General features: G+C 73.8%; 12 protein-coding genes. 3 read left to right on the top strand and 9 right to left on the bottom strand.

Going from position 1 to position 14,771, the window contains the following annotated elements:
* Nucleotides 1–57 precede the first annotated feature (57 nt).
* From OG361_RS26870 to OG361_RS26850, 5 genes are all read right to left on the bottom strand, one after another.
* Nucleotides 58–255 carry a hypothetical protein gene (locus OG361_RS26870; RefSeq protein ID WP_405857517.1) on the bottom strand — a complete coding sequence of 66 codons (198 nt, stop codon included), beginning with the start codon at nucleotides 253–255 and terminating at the stop codon, nucleotides 58–60.
* Between the two features lie 192 nt (nucleotides 256–447).
* A complete protein-coding gene (locus tag OG361_RS26865; RefSeq protein ID WP_405857515.1) occupies nucleotides 448–3,663 on the bottom strand; it encodes an SAV_2336 N-terminal domain-related protein in 3,216 nt (1,071 codons plus the stop codon).
* A 7-nt stretch (nucleotides 3,664–3,670) separates the two neighbouring features.
* Nucleotides 3,671–4,687: an AAA family ATPase gene (locus OG361_RS26860; RefSeq protein ID WP_405857513.1), complete on the bottom strand. Its 1,017-nt coding sequence runs from the start codon at nucleotides 4,685–4,687 to the stop codon at nucleotides 3,671–3,673.
* A gap of 265 nt (nucleotides 4,688–4,952) precedes the next feature.
* Nucleotides 4,953–6,977, bottom strand: a complete 2,025-nt coding sequence (locus OG361_RS26855; protein WP_405857511.1) for a trypsin-like peptidase domain-containing protein — start codon at nucleotides 6,975–6,977, stop codon at nucleotides 4,953–4,955.
* Nucleotides 6,974–7,474, bottom strand: coding sequence for a CU044_2847 family protein (locus tag OG361_RS26850; protein WP_405857509.1), 501 nt, complete (start codon nucleotides 7,472–7,474; stop codon nucleotides 6,974–6,976). Before OG361_RS26850 ends, OG361_RS26855 begins: the two co-directional genes overlap by 4 nt.
* A 96-nt stretch (nucleotides 7,475–7,570) precedes the next feature.
* On the opposite strand from OG361_RS26850, the gene OG361_RS26845 reads away from it, so the two are divergent.
* Nucleotides 7,571–7,756 carry a DUF6104 family protein gene (locus OG361_RS26845; RefSeq protein WP_018102711.1) on the top strand — a complete coding sequence of 62 codons (186 nt, stop codon included), beginning with the start codon at nucleotides 7,571–7,573 and terminating at the stop codon, nucleotides 7,754–7,756.
* A 93-nt stretch (nucleotides 7,757–7,849) separates the two neighbouring features.
* On the opposite strand, the gene OG361_RS26840 is transcribed toward OG361_RS26845, so the two are convergent.
* Nucleotides 7,850–8,680 (bottom strand): hypothetical protein, encoded by an 831-nt coding sequence (locus OG361_RS26840; protein WP_405857507.1) that lies wholly within the window; start codon nucleotides 8,678–8,680, stop codon nucleotides 7,850–7,852.
* 148 nt (nucleotides 8,681–8,828) lie between these two features.
* On the opposite strand from OG361_RS26840, the gene OG361_RS26835 reads away from it, so the two are divergent.
* Both OG361_RS26835 and OG361_RS26830 read left to right on the top strand, forming a co-directional pair.
* Nucleotides 8,829–9,704: a DUF4097 family beta strand repeat-containing protein gene (locus tag OG361_RS26835; RefSeq protein ID WP_405857505.1), complete on the top strand. Its 876-nt coding sequence runs from the start codon at nucleotides 8,829–8,831 to the stop codon at nucleotides 9,702–9,704.
* A 1-nt stretch (nucleotide 9,705) separates the two neighbouring features.
* Nucleotides 9,706–10,686, top strand: coding sequence for a helix-turn-helix transcriptional regulator (locus OG361_RS26830; RefSeq protein ID WP_405857503.1), 981 nt, complete (start codon nucleotides 9,706–9,708; stop codon nucleotides 10,684–10,686).
* Nucleotides 10,687–10,721: 35 nt separating this feature from the next.
* Here OG361_RS26830 and OG361_RS26825 read toward each other — a convergent pair whose 3' ends face one another.
* From OG361_RS26825 to OG361_RS26815, 3 genes are all read right to left on the bottom strand, one after another.
* The gene (locus OG361_RS26825; protein WP_405857501.1) at nucleotides 10,722–12,125 is read right to left on the bottom strand and encodes a cellulase family glycosylhydrolase; all 1,404 of its coding nucleotides are present in this window, start codon (nucleotides 12,123–12,125) and stop codon (nucleotides 10,722–10,724) included.
* Nucleotides 12,126–12,212: 87 nt separating this feature from the next.
* Nucleotides 12,213–13,178, bottom strand: a complete 966-nt coding sequence (locus tag OG361_RS26820; RefSeq protein WP_384575151.1) for a zinc-binding dehydrogenase — start codon at nucleotides 13,176–13,178, stop codon at nucleotides 12,213–12,215.
* A 129-nt stretch (nucleotides 13,179–13,307) separates the two neighbouring features.
* Nucleotides 13,308–14,519, bottom strand: a complete 1,212-nt coding sequence (locus OG361_RS26815) for an NADP-dependent malic enzyme (protein WP_405857499.1) — start codon at nucleotides 14,517–14,519, stop codon at nucleotides 13,308–13,310.
* Nucleotides 14,520–14,771: the final 252 nt, after the last annotated feature.

The following is a 14,771-nucleotide window of genomic DNA, read 5'->3' as shown; positions in this document are numbered from 1 at the left end:
ACATCTTGGGGCGCCCGGGGCGCCCGGGCGTCTTGAAACGTCCGGGGCGCCCGGGCGTCAGTCGACGAGGGCGTCCTCGGGCCAGGAGACGACCAGATCCGAGGGGTGGAGCAGCACTCTCTCGACCGCCGCGCCGAGGACGGCGTCGTCCATGACGCGCAAGGTCCGCAGATCGACGGCGGCGAGATCGGGCAGTCGCGGAGACCGGCCGGTACTCCGGCCGACACCGGTCGCCCACTCCGTACGCTCGAACACTCTCGGCTCCTCCTCACCGACGCCTGTCCCCCACGGTCGTAGCGGCGCAGCGGTTCTTCCCGACGCCAGGAGACCGGAAACCCATTCGATTCAACTGCGCCCATTCGCGCCCCCGTTATCCAGCCGATCGAAGAAGCCCGTCCGGTGCTCGTCCGGTGCCCGTCCGGTGTTCGCCCGGTGCTCATCCGGTGCTCATCCGGTGGCGCCGCTCCAGGCCCACCAGGGCGGCGTGATCCTGCGCCGCTCCTCGGCCGAAGCCCTCCCGTACTCCCTTCCCGTCGCCCCCTCCGTCTCCCTCAGCAGTGCCCTGGTCCGCTCCACATCGGCCCAGTCCACCTCCACGAGCCGGCCCGTCAACCGCCGCCACTGCTCGTCGGCGGCCCGCAGCGCCGCGCGGGCCCTGACCGGTCGGCCCATCAGACACAGGACCGCTCCCTGCGCGTGCAACGCACGGGCGCCCGTGACCGTGCCCGGGGCGTCGCCGTGGGCGGCGCGCGCGTCCTCCCAGGCGTTGCGGTACGCGGTGAGGGCGTCGCCGATCACGCCGTCCCGAGCGGACTCGGACAACTCCAGCCTCACCCGCCCCAGTTGCAGCCACGCCTCGGAGCGCGCCCCGGGGGCGTCGGTGCCGCGGACGGCCTGTTCGAGCAGATGGCGGCTCTCGAAGAGGTCGGGCAGGAACCCGGCGCGGTGGAAGCGGAGCGCCAGCACGCTGCCGATCAGGGTCCGCGCCCCGGACCGCTCGGGCGCGCCGGCTGGCAGCCGGGTGAGGGCCTCGCGCAGGACCCCCTCCGCCCGGTCCACGGGGGCGGTGCCGGTGTCGGCGCCGGCCCGGTGCAGCAGTGACTCGCCCCAGGTCAGCAGGATCCGGCCGCGCTGCTCGCTCTCCGCGGGGGCGAGCAGGGTGGCCTCCTCGTACGCCGCGTCGGCGGCGGCCCCGTCACCGGCGGTGTCGTACAGCCTGGCCCGGGCGGTCGTGAAGCGGAGCCGCAGGGCGCGGCCGTCGCCGATGAGGGGCTCCGCGCGGTCGAGCACGGGTCCGACGCGGGCCGGGTCGGCCTCGGTGAGGCGCAGGGCGTCGGCGAGGTCGAGGAGGACGGCGGCGCTCTCCCGGAGGGCGAGGGCAGCGGTCAGCTCTCCGGCCGCCGCCTCGCCGTCGCCCCTGGCCAGCAGGAGTCGCCCGCGGCGCAGATGGAGCGTGTGCCGGGCGGTCTCGGGCCACTGGTCGGCGTCCTCGGCGAGGGCGGCGAGGGCCTCGTCGAGGTGGTGGGGTTCGTCGGTGTCGCGCCACAGGGCGTGGTGGACGACGGCGAGTTCGAGCCGGGCCTCGGCCCATGCCTCGCCGCCGGGCCGGGCCAGGCCGGCGGCGCCGACGAGCATGTCGGCGGCCCGGTCGAGGAGTTCGCGGCGCCGGTGGGAGCGTCGGGCGAGCGCGGTGCCCGCCTCCGCGTACAGGACGAGTCCGAGGACGGTCCGGGCCTCGACGGGGGCGGCGGGGAGCGCCGCCTCGGCACGCTCGCGGGCACCGGCGAGGAGGGCCGGGTCGGACTGGGTGCGGCCCTGGGCGAGGAGGCTGCGGGCCTCGGTGAGCGGGTCGGGGGTGATGAGGTCGGGGTGGTAGAAGCGGAGCACGCGCGCGGGGATGCGGGCGAAGAGCTCGGTCTCGGCGCCCTCCGGCCCGAGGGGCTCGTCCGTCGCCTCGGGCAGGGCGGTGGCGCCGACCTCGGGCCCGTACCCCTCCTCGGCTTCGGTGCCGGCGAGGCGGGCGGCGGCGAGCGCGGGGAAGTTGCGCATGCCCTGGCCGAAGTTCCGCTCCACGTATGCGGAGCAGTGCTTGAGGACGAGGGCGGCGGCGCTCGGGTCGAGCGAACCGAGGAAGTGCTGCTGGACGCCCGGCGGATAGCTGAAGCAGGGGTACGGGGTGGGGCCGGGCAGTCGCCGCAGGAGCCCGCTGAGCAGGACCTCCGCCAGCTCCATGGGGCCGGTGTCCGGGAGCATCGCGCGCTGGACCAGCTGCATGACGGGGAGGGTCAGCGGGGCCGCCGCGAGGTGGACGGCGAGGTGGATCGCGCCGGGTGAGGCGCTGGCCCGGAAGGCGCGGAGCAGCTCCTCGTCGCCGCGCGGGGCGCGCGGGGTCCTCGGGGTGCGCGGCCGTGTCGTCTCGGGGTCGAGCCAGGCGGCCCAGCCTCGTACGGCGTTGCCTCCGTGGCCGGTGTGGAGCCGGGCCCAGGAGGCGAAGGCCTCGGGGGTGGGGGTGAGCACGGGGACGGCCCGGCGGCCGGGGGCGGGCGGCCCCCAGGGGTCGTCGTCGGAGCGGAAGCGGGTGTGGCCGCCGGGGGTCGCGGGGCGAGTGAAGGTCCCGGGTTCGGCGGGGAGCGCGGTACGGGGCCACAGGCGCGGCGGCAGCGGCTGGACCACGGCGAGCGGGGAGCGGCGGGGCCACTGGCGCAGGAAGCCCTGGGCGGCGCCGCGCTGCCAGAGGGGGCCGACGCAGTCGCTGACGACGAGGGTGAGCCGACGGCCCGTGGGGTCGTGGAGCTGGTCGACGGGGCGGAGCCGGGGCCGGCCGTCGGCGCCGGAGGTGGTGGTGACGAGCGGGGGGCCGTCGCCGGTGTCGTGGAGCCGGTGCACCTGGACGTCGCGGAAGGCGCCGGACTGCTGGCAGGCCTGGCGGAGTTCCTCGACCATGCGGCTCCAGACGACCATGGCGGGGCCGGTGTCCATGAGGAGCTGGATGTCGGGGCGGCGGCCGGCGGTGGGCCGCAGGACGGGGGTGAGGATGCCGGCGGCGGCGCTGCGCTCGGCGGTGGCCTCCTCGTCGAGGCTGCCCTCGCCGGGGCGGTGCGGGACGAGGGCGTAGCCTCGCAGGGGGCGGAGGGCCTTCTGGAGGCCGAGGAGGCCGGGCAGGGCGTTGGCGCCGGGGGCGCGGACGGGCAGGGTCGCGCCCCGCTCCGTACGCCCGGCGCTGTCCGTGTCCCCGGGGTCGGCGTCTCCTCCGGCCCCTCCCGTACCTCTGTGGTCTCCATGACCACCGGGGCCTCGGTGACCTCCCTGGCCACCGTGACCTCCGGGGCCTCCGTTGCCTCCGGTGGCTCCGGTGCTCGTGACGAGGGAGACGGAATCGGGCGCCGTCGACCCGTCCCCGGATCGCTCCCCGTGAGCGTCACGATTGGCCGGATCTCGCTCCTCGGTGGGGAGTCGAGGGTCCCCGGAGGACTCGCCCGGCGACGACCGCCGGCTCGGCTCCTGGCCCGATCCCTGGTCCGAATCCGGTGACTCCGGTGACTCCCGGGAGGCGGCGGGCAGCCATCGCGACAGCCAGACGGCGTCGGCGATGTCCTCCGCGGTCGGGTCCTGGCCACCCGCCCTCAGTCTGCGGGTGAGCTCCTCCAGATGCCTCCGGTGCATCCGTCCTTCACCTCGGCTGGTCGAGCGGCTGCATGAGCATGTCCTCGATGCGCTCCCTCGTCACCCGTTCGGCGCGGGAGGCGTGCTGGGTCAGATAGAGCGCGTTGAGGAGCTGGTCGGTGGCGATCACCTCGCCGGGCTCGCGGTTGAGGAAGCGCCGGACGATGCCCTGCTCCTCCTCCCCCGCCGCGGCCTCGGCCCCCAGGTGGGCCTCGATCATGGCGCCGAGCTGCTCCTCGCCGGGCGCTTCGAGCTCCAGGCGGATGCAGCGGCGCAACAGGGCCGCCGGGAAGTCCCGTTCGCCGTTGGAGGTGAGCACGATGAAGGGGAAGGTGGTGCAGCGGACCCGGCCGCCGTACAGGGGCACCTTGCGGCCGTCGTCGCTGAGCACCTCCACGACGGGCTCGCGGTCGGCGAGCCGCTCCAGCTCGGGGATGGCGAACTCGCCCTCCTCCAGGGCGTTCAGGAGGTCGTTGGGGAGGTCGAGATCGCTCTTGTCCAGCTCGTCGATGAGCAGGACGCGGGGCTGCTCGGAGGGGAGCAGGGCGGTGCCCAGCGGGCCGAGCCGGATGTACGAGCCGATGCCGGCCGGGGCCGCGGCGGCGGAACCGGGCGACCCGGCCTGGGCGCGCTCCAGCTGGACGTCCTGGAGGCGGCCGATGGCGTCGTACCGGTAGAGGCCGTCCTGCAGGGTCGTACGGCTGACGATCGGCCAGCGCAGTACGCGGCCAAGGCGCAGCTCGTGGGCGACGGCGTGGGCGAGGGTGGACTTGCCGGTGCCGGGGTTGCCGGTGACCAGGAGCGGACGCCGCAGGTACAGAGCGGCGTTGACCGCGTCGGTCTCGGCGGGCCGGGGGTGGTGGTTCTGGACGAGTCGCCGCCGGACGCCCAGCCGTCGGTCGGAGCCGGCCAGGGTGTCGTCGGCACCGCCGGCCGAGAAGTCGCGCCAGGGGGGCGGGGCGGGCAGTCGCTGTATCTCGTCGTGCGGAAGACCGGCACCACGGTAGATCCGCCAATCGTTCACGATGGACTCCTCCTGGCTGTGGTGTCGATGCCGGGCCCGTAGAACGTACCGCCCGGCGCGGGAGCCTGCCGACCCTCAATCCGGCCCCTTCGCGGGCGTGTTCGCGGGTCCGTTCGCGGGTCCGTTCGCGGGTCCGTTCGCGGGTCCGTTCGCGGGTCCGTTCGCGGGTCCGTTCGCGGGTCCGTTCGCGGCCCCGTTCGCGGCCCCGTTCGCGAGTCCGTTCGCGGGTCTGTACGCGGACCCGTTCGCGGGTCGGCGCCCCGGGTCACTCGTCCCCCTCGCCGAGCAGCGGCGGGACCTCCAGGCGCCCGCCGTGCGGTGGGCGGTCGGGCGGGTCGTACAGCACCGCGATGGTCTCGGCCCAGGCCAGGGCGGACCGGTCGGGAGCGCGGGTGCGCAGGGAGCGGACGGGGTTGCGCAGCCCCTGGGCCGACTCGGCCTTGAGGAGCAGCCGGTGGGCCCGCTCGTGGAACTCCTCGCAGTCGGTGTGGTCGTGGGCGCCGGTCCGCCAGAGGGCGAGCGGGTGGCCCGCGGTGAGCGCCGCGTTCATCGCCATGAGTCCGTCGCCGCTGCCCACCGGGCCGCAGTAGACGGGGACGATGCCGCCCTCGGCCTCGCGGAGCCGGTCGTAGGTCTCCGCCCAGGTCTCCCGGTGCACGCGCGCGGTGTGGGCGTCCCGGCCCGCGCCGGGCACCTCGGCGCGCAGCGGGGCCGCGCGCAGCGGCCCGCGCTCCGCCGCCTCCCAGCGGTCGCGCCACTCGGGGGACGGTTCCCTGTCGTGGCGGCGGGCATCCCGGATGACCACGATCCTGCGCTGGCCGAGGGTGGCCGACCAGGCGTCCTCGGGCTCCTGGGAGGGTTCGAGGCGCCAGGTGTCGAGCGGTTCGTCGAAGAGCTCGCGCGGCAGCACCGCCTCGACGGCTGCCAGGTGCGCGCCGCTGTCTCCGCGCCGCAGGGCGTCCGCGAGGGGTTCACGCAGGGTCTCCCGGAGCCTGGCGCGCTCGACGCCTCGGTCGTCGCAGTGCAGCGGGCTGACCGTGTGCCCGTCGAGGAGCAGCTTGACCCGCCACGGATAGCGCCGGTCGTAGCGGGGGGTGTCGATCTCCAGGAGGACGTCGGCACGCGCGCGTGGTTCGCGTACGGAGAGCGGGGCGGGCCTGCCGGGGGTGACGAGCCGGTCGATCTCGCGCCGGAGGTGGCGGTCGGCGTCGCCCGACTCGTCGACGATCCAGCGGGTGAGGCCCGCCGTGTCGGCCCGCTCGCCGTATCGCCCGGCGAGGTGCCGGACGACGTGGGCCGCGTACAGGAGCACGGCGTCCAGGTCGAGGTCGCGCGCCTCGTCGCGGCGGGGGGCGCGCAGGCCGCGCAGGAGCCCGGCACCCTCGCTCCATGTGCGCGGGTCGTCCTCCAGCGCGTCCGGCAGGCTGTCGTCCCTGATCCAGGCCTTCACCTGGTCGATCAGGTTCATGATCTCGCCGGGGGCGGTGGGCGCGGGCAGTTCGGCGAAGTGGCCGTGCAGCTGGGTGCGCAGGCCGGGGCCGGCCCCCTGGGTGCCGGGTAACAGCAGCTGCGCGCGGGTCCAGTCGGGCCGGTCGTCGAGTGAGCGGTAGCGGGCGAGGTGGTAGCGGTCGTGGGCGCGCAGCGCCTCGCCCATCGCCTCGCCGCCGGGGAGGTCGTGCAGTGCGCGCAGGGCGGTGACGGGCACGACGGCGCCTCCGTCGGCCCCCCGGCCCTTGTTGAGCCCGACGACGGCGCCCTGGGCGTGGTCGACGACGGGGCCGCCCGAGCAGCCCTCGACGGGCATCACGCCCCGGGTGACGAGCGCCTGCCCGTCGCTGCCGTTGAGCGTGCCGTGGACGTGCCGGATGCCGAGCTCGCCGGTCTCCCTGGACCAGCCGTGCAGGCTGACGGCGGCCGGCCAGACCGCCGGGCGCTCGCTGAGGCGCACGCAGGACGCCTTCTGCGTGCCGGGCACGCGGAGGAGCGCGATGTCGGGGAAGGCCCAGCGGTCCGGCGGGTCCTCGGGCCGGTCGGGGCGCGGGAGGGCGAGCACGACCGTGCCCGTGGTCTCACGGGTGGTCTTGCCGTCCTCCCAGGTGATGCCGACGGCCGGCTCGCTCCTCCACACCGCGCTTCCCCCCTCGGCCACGACATGGGCGCAGGTCAGCACCCAGCCGGGGGCGATGAAGAAGCCGGTGCCCCAGTACCGGTCGCCGAGCGGGTCATACCCGCCGCCGGGAGCGGCGATGCGTACCAGTGCGGGGCGCACGAGAGCGTCGAAGGCGCTCATGCCGCGCCATCGGCCGCCGGGCGCCCGTCCGGGCCTCTCTCGGGGCCGGGTGCGGCGGTGGCCGCGGGGTCCGGTTCCGGACCCGGGCCCGATTCCGGAGCCGGTTCCGGAGCCGGTTCCGGAGCCGGTTCCGGAGCCGGTTCCGGAGCCGGTTCCGGAGCCGGTTCCGGGCCCGGTTCGGTCCATGTGAGGGAGACGTTCACGGATGCCTTGCCCGCGCCGTCCGCGAGGACCCCGATCACCTTGCCCGACTGCGCCGACAGTTCGATGCCGAAGCTGACGGCGACCTCCACCGGTCCCTGCGGTTCGAGCCCCGCGCGCAGCGAGCCGACCACCCCGCGCACCACGTCCGTGAGTCCTCCGGCCATCGAGACCACCCGGTCCCTGACGCCGGTGTCCTGGAACCCGCCGCCCCTGCCGAGCTCCTCCGCCTCGCTGATCCGCGCCCACACGGGCGTTCCGTCGTCCAGCCGAATTCGAGCGATCCCGTGTGCCACGGCAGGCCCCCGCTCCCCGAAACGATGATGGAGAAGGCTAATCGGTGGGACTGACGGGCGACAGGGGACGTGAGAGGTACGGCCTATCCTGATCGCATGTACTTCACCGACCGTGGCATCGAGGAACTGGAGAAGCGGCGCGGCGAGGAGGAGGTCACCTTCGAGTGGCTCGCCGAGCAGCTGCGGACCTTCGTCGATCTCAACCCCGACTTCGAGGTGCCGGTCGAGCGCCTCGCGACCTGGCTTGCCCGTCTGGACGACGACGAGGACGAGGACGAGTAGGCAGCGTTCCCGGCCTCGCGGTCAGCCGCGGGGTCAGTTGCGGAGTCGGTTCCGGGGTCAGTTGCGCGGCCGGTTGCGCGGCCGGCCCCGGGGTCAACGGTCCCGGGGCCAGCGGTCCCGCAGCCGGTCGTAGACGAGTCCGAGCGCGCCGTGCGCGACGAGCAGTGCCCCCGCCGTCGCCCAGCCGCCGCTGCGCCGGCCGATGCCCCAGATCAGCAGCGGCACGCCCGCGGCGAGTTGCGCCCCGCCCAGTACGCGCGCCTTGGGGCCGCGCAGGTACGGGCCGAGGGGCCCCTCCTCCACCACCTCCAGTTCGGCGCGCACGGTGTCGCGCCAGCCGTGCCATTCGAGCTGTTCGGCGCCCTGGGCCAGGGCGACGGAGCGGAGCCGGTCGGCGCTGTCGCCGGGTACGAGCCCGGTCGGCAGGGCGAGGCCGGTGCGGGCGAGGACCACGACGATCCCCACGAGCCGGCTGTCGGCGTCGGCGTCCGGGTCGGGTGCGGTGAGCGGTTCGAGGGCCTGCACGTCCAGGACGGGGTCGAGGCCGAGGCGGGCGGCGAAGGTACGCATGGCCTCGTCCTCGCCGACGGGGGTGCCGTCCGCGAGCCAGGTGTAGCCGACGGTGCGGCGGAAGCCCGCGGCGAGCGTGATCCCGGCCCGGTCTCGGTCCCACCACAGCGCGAGGACGGGCCAGGTCGCGGCGGAGACGGCGAGGGCTGTGCCCCAGCCGGTGACGACCTGCTCGACGGATTCGCCGCCGTGGAGCCAGGGCTTCCCCTCCGGTACGAGCACGCTCCAGTCGTCGCCCGCGGGGGCGAGGAGCAGCTGTTCCCTCAGCAGCTGGGCCGGCGGCCTGACCGCGGCGGGGTCGGCACGGCAGAGCAGCAGCGCCCCTGAGGGGCTCGATCCGGGTGTCGCGTTCATGGCCCCACGCTAGCCAATTTGTCCATGTACGGCGGTGATTGCCCCCTACGTATCGGGGGAGAGTCAGGGTTGACTTCCTCTGGCCGCGATATATCGTGTCTATCGAGAGTCACGATATGTTGCGTTGCCGAAGCGGGAGGTCAGCACCATGACAGAGTGGTCCGTCACCGAGCCGACGAAACTGGCGCCGGCCGATCCCGTGACGCGCCTGCGAGTCCTCATCGTCAACGGCACGGTGAACGTGGTGGGGACGGACGAGAGTTCCGCCCGCGTCGAGATCTCCGAGATCGAGGGCCCGCCGCTGATCGTGTCGCAGGAGGGCTCCACCCTGACCGTGACCTATGAGGACCTGCACTGGAAGAGCCTCCTCAAGTGGCTCGACCGCAAGGGACACCGGCGCCGCGCCGTCGTCTCCGTCGCCGTCCCCGCGGGCGTCGACGTCGAGGTGGGCGCGGTCGCCGCCGAGGCGGTCGTCTCCGGCATCAGAGGGCGTACGGAGGTGCGCGGCGTCACGGGTGACACCACCCTCCTCGGCCTCTCCGGCCCGGTCCGCGCCGAGAGCGTCTCCGGGAGCCTGGAGGCCCAGTCGGTCACGGGCGCCCTGCGGATCACCTCGGTGACCGGCTCCGTCACGGTGATCGAGGGCGCGGGCGGCTCCGTGAAGGCCGAAACGGTCAGCGGTGACATGGTGATAGACCTCGACCCGGCCGAGCTCGACGGGCCGCCGGCCGACATACGGCTCACCAGCGTCTCCGGCGAGGTCGCCATCCGGCTGCCGCACCCGGCCGACGCCAAGGTCGAGGCGAGCACCACGAGCGGTTCCGTGTCGAACGCCTTCGAGGATCTGCGCGTGGGCGGCCAGTGGGGCACCAAGTCCATCACCGGCACCCTCGGTTCGGGCCGGGGCACACTCAAGGCCACCACCGTCTCCGGTTCCATCGCCCTGCTCCGCCGCCCCGAGGCGGACGAGGACACCGGGTCCACCCCCTCCCCCGCTCCCTCCGCGACCGGAAAGGTGCTCTGAGATGCCGCCCGTCTTCGCCCATGGCCGCCTCCGCCTCTACCTCCTCAAGCTGCTCGACGAGGCCCCCCGCCACGGCTACGAGGTGATCCGGCTCCTGGAGGAGCGCTTCCAGGGGCTCTACGCCCCCTCGGCCGGCACGGTCTACCCGAGACTGGCCAAGCTGGAGGCCGAGGGGCTCGTCACGCACGCCAGCGAGGGCGGCCGGAAGGTCTACTCGATCACCGACGCGGGCCGCGCCGAGCTGGCCGGGCGCGGGGCCGAACTGACCGACCTGGAGCAGGAGATCCGCGACTCGGTCTCCGAGCTGGCGGCGGAGATCCGCGACGACGTGCGCGGCGCGGCCGGCCGGGTGCGCAGCGAGATGCGCGCGGCGGCGGGCCGGACCCGGCAGGCGGAGGCCTCGTCGTTCGCCGACGCCAAGGAGGAGCTGCGCCGGGCCAAGCAGGAGTGGAAGGAACAGGCCCGCCAGGCCAAAGCGGAGGCCCAGTCGGCCCGCCACCAGGCGAAGGAGTTCCAGCGGATCGCCCAGCAGGTCCAGGAGGAGGTCCAGGACCGGTTCGCGCGGGGCGACTGGCCGAAGGGGGTCTGGGAGGGCATCTCGGACATCACCGCCCAGCTCGGCGGGCTGGTGGCGGGCACGACCCACCCGAAGGCGGCGGCCAAGGACACGCCGTTCGCCACGGCTCCGGCCTCAGGAGCCACCGAAGCCACCGAAGCCACCGAAGCCACCGATGCCGCAGACGCAGCGGATGCCGTCGGCTCCGTCGACGAGGCCGAGACTCCGGAGTGGGCGCGGGAGACGGAGGGTTCGGGCGATCCGGGCCGCGATCTCGACCGGCTGCTCGACCGCTTCCGGGACGAGATCCGGGACGCGGCCCGCGACCACGGGGTGAGCCAGGAGCAGCTGACCGAGACCCGCCGCCACCTCTCGACGGCGGCGATCCGGATCACGGGACTGCTGCGGCCCCAGCGCAAGAGCTGAGCGCGGGGCGCCGGGCACGGTGCGCCGGCTCGGGGTCAGCCCCGGGTGGCGGTGACCGTCACCCGGGCGCCCGGGGCCGCGAGGATCCAGGCCCTGCCCCGGTCCTCGCGGAGCACGAGCGCCCCGCCCCGGGCCGTCACCCGCCAGTCGCCGGGCGGGAGGGAGAGCTCGGTGACCCGGGGGCCGCGCCGCCCCGCGGAGTCGTACGCGAGGCGGTAGACCCCCGTCGCCGGGTCGTAGGCCGCGGAGCGGACCGTGCCCGCGACCGCCTCCGCGTAGGGCTCGGCGGTCAGCTCCTTGTTCGTGCGGAAGGTGCCGGCGCCGTCCACCGCGCAGTAGCCGCCGCCGTAGCACCACACGTATCCCGCCCAGCCCGAGCTGTAGCGGCCGAGGGAGGACATCGCCTCGCGGTAGAAGCGGTTCATGTTCGGCAGGGAGTTGTTGAGGGGGCCCCACTCCCCCACCACCACGGGCACCTTGTACTCCGCGGGGTACACGGTGACGGCCCGCTCGTAGTTCTCGATCCAGCCGGCGGCGGGGTCGTAGTCGGCGCCCGCCTCCATGCCGGTGTTGTAGAAGTGCGGGGCGTAGACGACCTTCGGGTCGTCGATCCGCCCGAGGCCGGTGGGCACGCCCTCGCCCACGATGGGGGTCGGCTCGACGAAGATCCAGCTGTCGGGGTCGACCGACCGGACCGCGTCCGCGAGGCGGTTGTACATGGCGGTCAGCTGGTCCCGTTCGATGCGGCGGGCCGCCGTCGCCAGGTCCTCGCCCTCCCGCACCTCGCCCATCGGCTCGTTGATCAGGTCGTAGCCGAGGACGGCCGGGTGGTCCTCGAAGCGGTCGGCGAGCACCCGCCACATGCGGGCCTGGGCGAGCCTGAGGTCCTCGTCCTCGTACAGGTGGGTGAAGGCGCGCTGGACGGCGGGCTCGAAGTACTCGGAGAACCAGTCGTCCGGGTGCGGGGTGAAGGGCAGGCCGTCGGTCCTGGTCGCCCACGCGGGCACCCCTCGGTGGCCGAAGGCGGGGCCGAAGACGTCCTGGTGGGCATCGACGAGGACCTTGACGTCGTGTTTCCCGGCCCAGTCCAGGACGCGTTCGATCTTGCGCAGATAGGTCTGGCTGTACTGGCCGGGGCGGGGCTCCAGGTCGTCCCAGAAGACGAGGAGGCGGGCGAAGTTGAACCCTTTGGCGCGCATGTCGCGGAAGTGGTTCTCGGTGATCGCGGAGAGGGCGGCGTCGCCGCGGTTCGCCTTGTCCTCGACGTTCCAGCCGCGCAGGGTGAGGGTGCGGCCGCGCTCGTCGGTCAGTGCGGGTATGCCGCCGGGTGAGGCCTCGCGGACGCCGGCCGACCTGCCGTCACCACCGGGCTCCGCGTGGGCGGTCGCCGGCGCGAGCAGCGCGGCGAGGACGGCGCCGGCCGTCAGGGTCAATCGCAACGATCGCAACACAGGGAGCACGGGAAACCTCCGGCACGACGGTGTGTTCGCAGTGCCGGAGATCCCATCAGCTCATCTGACGCTCCATCAAGAGGTCGTCAGGACGATCTTTCCGAAGAGCTCGCCGGAGGCCATCTTCTCGAAGCCCTCCCGCGCCCGGTCCAGCGGCAGGACCTCGTCGACGACCGGCCGGAGCCCCGTCGCGGCGCAGAAGGACAGCAGGTCCTCCAGCTCGTCCTTGGAGCCCATCGTCGAGCCGACGACCTTCAGCTCCAGGAAGAAGATCCGCGTCAGCTCCGCGTGCGCGGGGCGGTCCCCGCTCGTGGCCCCCGAGATGACCAGGGTGCCGCCCGGCCGCAGCGACTTGACCGAGTGGGACCAGGTGGCGGCACCGACGGTCTCGATGACCGCGTCCACGCGCTGCGGCAGCCGCGCCCCCGGCTCGTACGCCTCGACGGCGCCGAGTTCGACGGCGCGCTTGCGCTTGGCCTCGTCGCGGCTGGTGGCGAAGACCCGCAGGCCGGCCGCCTTGCCCAGGGCGATAGCCGCGGTGGCGACGCCGCCGCCCGCGCCCTGGACGAGCACCGAGTCCCCGGGCCGTACACCGGCGTTGGTGAAGAGCATGCGGTACGCGGTGAGCCAGGCGGTGGGCAGACAGGCGGCCTCCTCGAAGGAGAGCTCCTTCGGCTTGGGCAGCACGTTCCAGCTGGGTACGGTCACACGCTCGGCGAAGGTGCCCTGGTACCGCTCGGTGAGGATGGAGCGGGGCTCGTTCGGCCCGACCCCGTGGCCGGTCTGGCCGATCACGGAGTGCAGGACGACCTCGTTGCCGTCCTCGTCGATCCCGGCGGCGTCGCAGCCGAGGATCATCGGCAGCTTCTCCTCGGGCAGCCCGACCCCGCGCAGCGACCACAGGTCGTGGTGGTTGAGCGAGGCGGCCTTGACGGTGACGGTGGTCCAGCCGGGCCGGACCTCGGGCTCGGGGCGTTCGCCCAATTCGAGTCCGTTCAGCGGCTGGTCACGGTCGATTCGGGCGGCGTAGGCAGCGAACATGGCCCCGACCCTAGGGTCCGACAGCCGCGTGACGGAACCACGCACCCGTGTGACACATGCCTCCGCCGCACGCGACAGGGCCCCGTCCCGGCGTGCGGAACGGGGCCCTGTCGGGGCTCAGGAACGAGCTCAGCGGCGCGCGACGCCCTCCGCACGGGCGGCGGCGGCCACCGCGGCCGTCACGGCGGGGGCGACCCGCTCGTCGAACGGCGACGGGATCACGTAATCGGCGGCGAGCTTGTCGCCGACCACGTCCGCGAGCGCGTTCGCCGCGGCGATCTTCATGCCCTCGGTGATCCGGGAGGCCCGGACCTGGAGCGCGCCGGCGAAGATGCCGGGGAACGCGAGGACGTTGTTGATCTGGTTCGGGTAGTCCGAGCGCCCGGTCGCCACGACGGCCGCGTACTTGTGCGCGACGTCGGGGTGGACCTCGGGGTTCGGGTTGGCCATGGCGAACACGAAGGCGTTCGGGGCCATGGACGCGACGGCCTCCTCGGGGACCGTGCCGCCGGAGACGCCGATGAAGACGTCCGCGCCGGCGAGGGCGGTCTCCAGGGAGCCGACCAGGCCCGCCTTGTTGGTGATCTCGGCGAGCTCGCGCTTGACCGGGGTGAGGTCCTCGCGGTCTCGGCTGACGATGCCCTTGCGGTCGGCGACGGCGACGTCGCCGAGGCCGGCCTCCAGCAGGAACTTGGCGATGGCGACTCCGGCCGCACCGGCGCCGGAGATGACCGCGCGCAGGTCGCCGAGGGTCCGGTCGGTCAGCTTCGCCGCGTTACGGAGAGCGGCGAGGGTGACGATCGCGGTGCCGTGCTGGTCGTCGTGGAAGACCGGGATGTCGAGGCGCTCCTGGAGCTTGCGCTCGATCTCGAAGCACCGCGGCGCCGAGATGTCCTCCAGGTTCACTCCGCCGAAGGACGGGGCGAGCCGGACGACCGTCTCGACGATCTCGTCGGCGTCGGTGGTGGCGAGGGCGATCGGGACCGCGTCCACGCCGCCGAACTGCTTGAAGAGGATGGCCTTCCCCTCCATGACCGGGAGGGAGGCCTCCGGGCCGATGTCGCCGAGGCCGAGCACCGCCGTACCGTCGGTCACGACGGCCACGACCTGGGACTTCCAGGTGTAGTCGTTGACCAGCTCGGGCTGCTCGGCGATCGCGGTGCACACCTTTGCGACGCCGGGCGTGTACGCGAGGGACAGGTCGTCCTTGTCCCGGAGGGGGACGGTGGCCTGCACGGCCATCTTGCCGCCCCTGTGGAGGGCGAAGACAGGATCGAAGAGCTCCTCGGGAGCTCCTTCCGTACCGCTGTCATTGCGAGGATTGACGATCTCCGCTGCCATTGGGTTGACCCCTTAGGTCTGTTTCATTTGAGGGTGGCCACTCCTGGTTGAGGAGGGGTGGGGAGGCACCGCGGCCGCCTTGTCTGGCAGCCGCGCGGGCGCGCCGCACAACGCGCCCTGAGCCCCGGATGAGGGGTGTAAGGATCCTTCTTACCGGACGGACGGCACCGCAGACGAGTCCATAACCACTCGGTGATGCGACTCATACCGAGTGCATCGAGACGGGGACGGAGAGCGACACGTCACCCGATG

Origin of the sequence: Streptomyces sp. NBC_00090, from assembly GCF_045160815.1 — a bacterium.
Taxonomy (GTDB): domain Bacteria; phylum Actinomycetota; class Actinomycetes; order Streptomycetales; family Streptomycetaceae; genus Streptomyces.
This window is presented reverse-complemented; position numbering and strand designations above follow the sequence as displayed.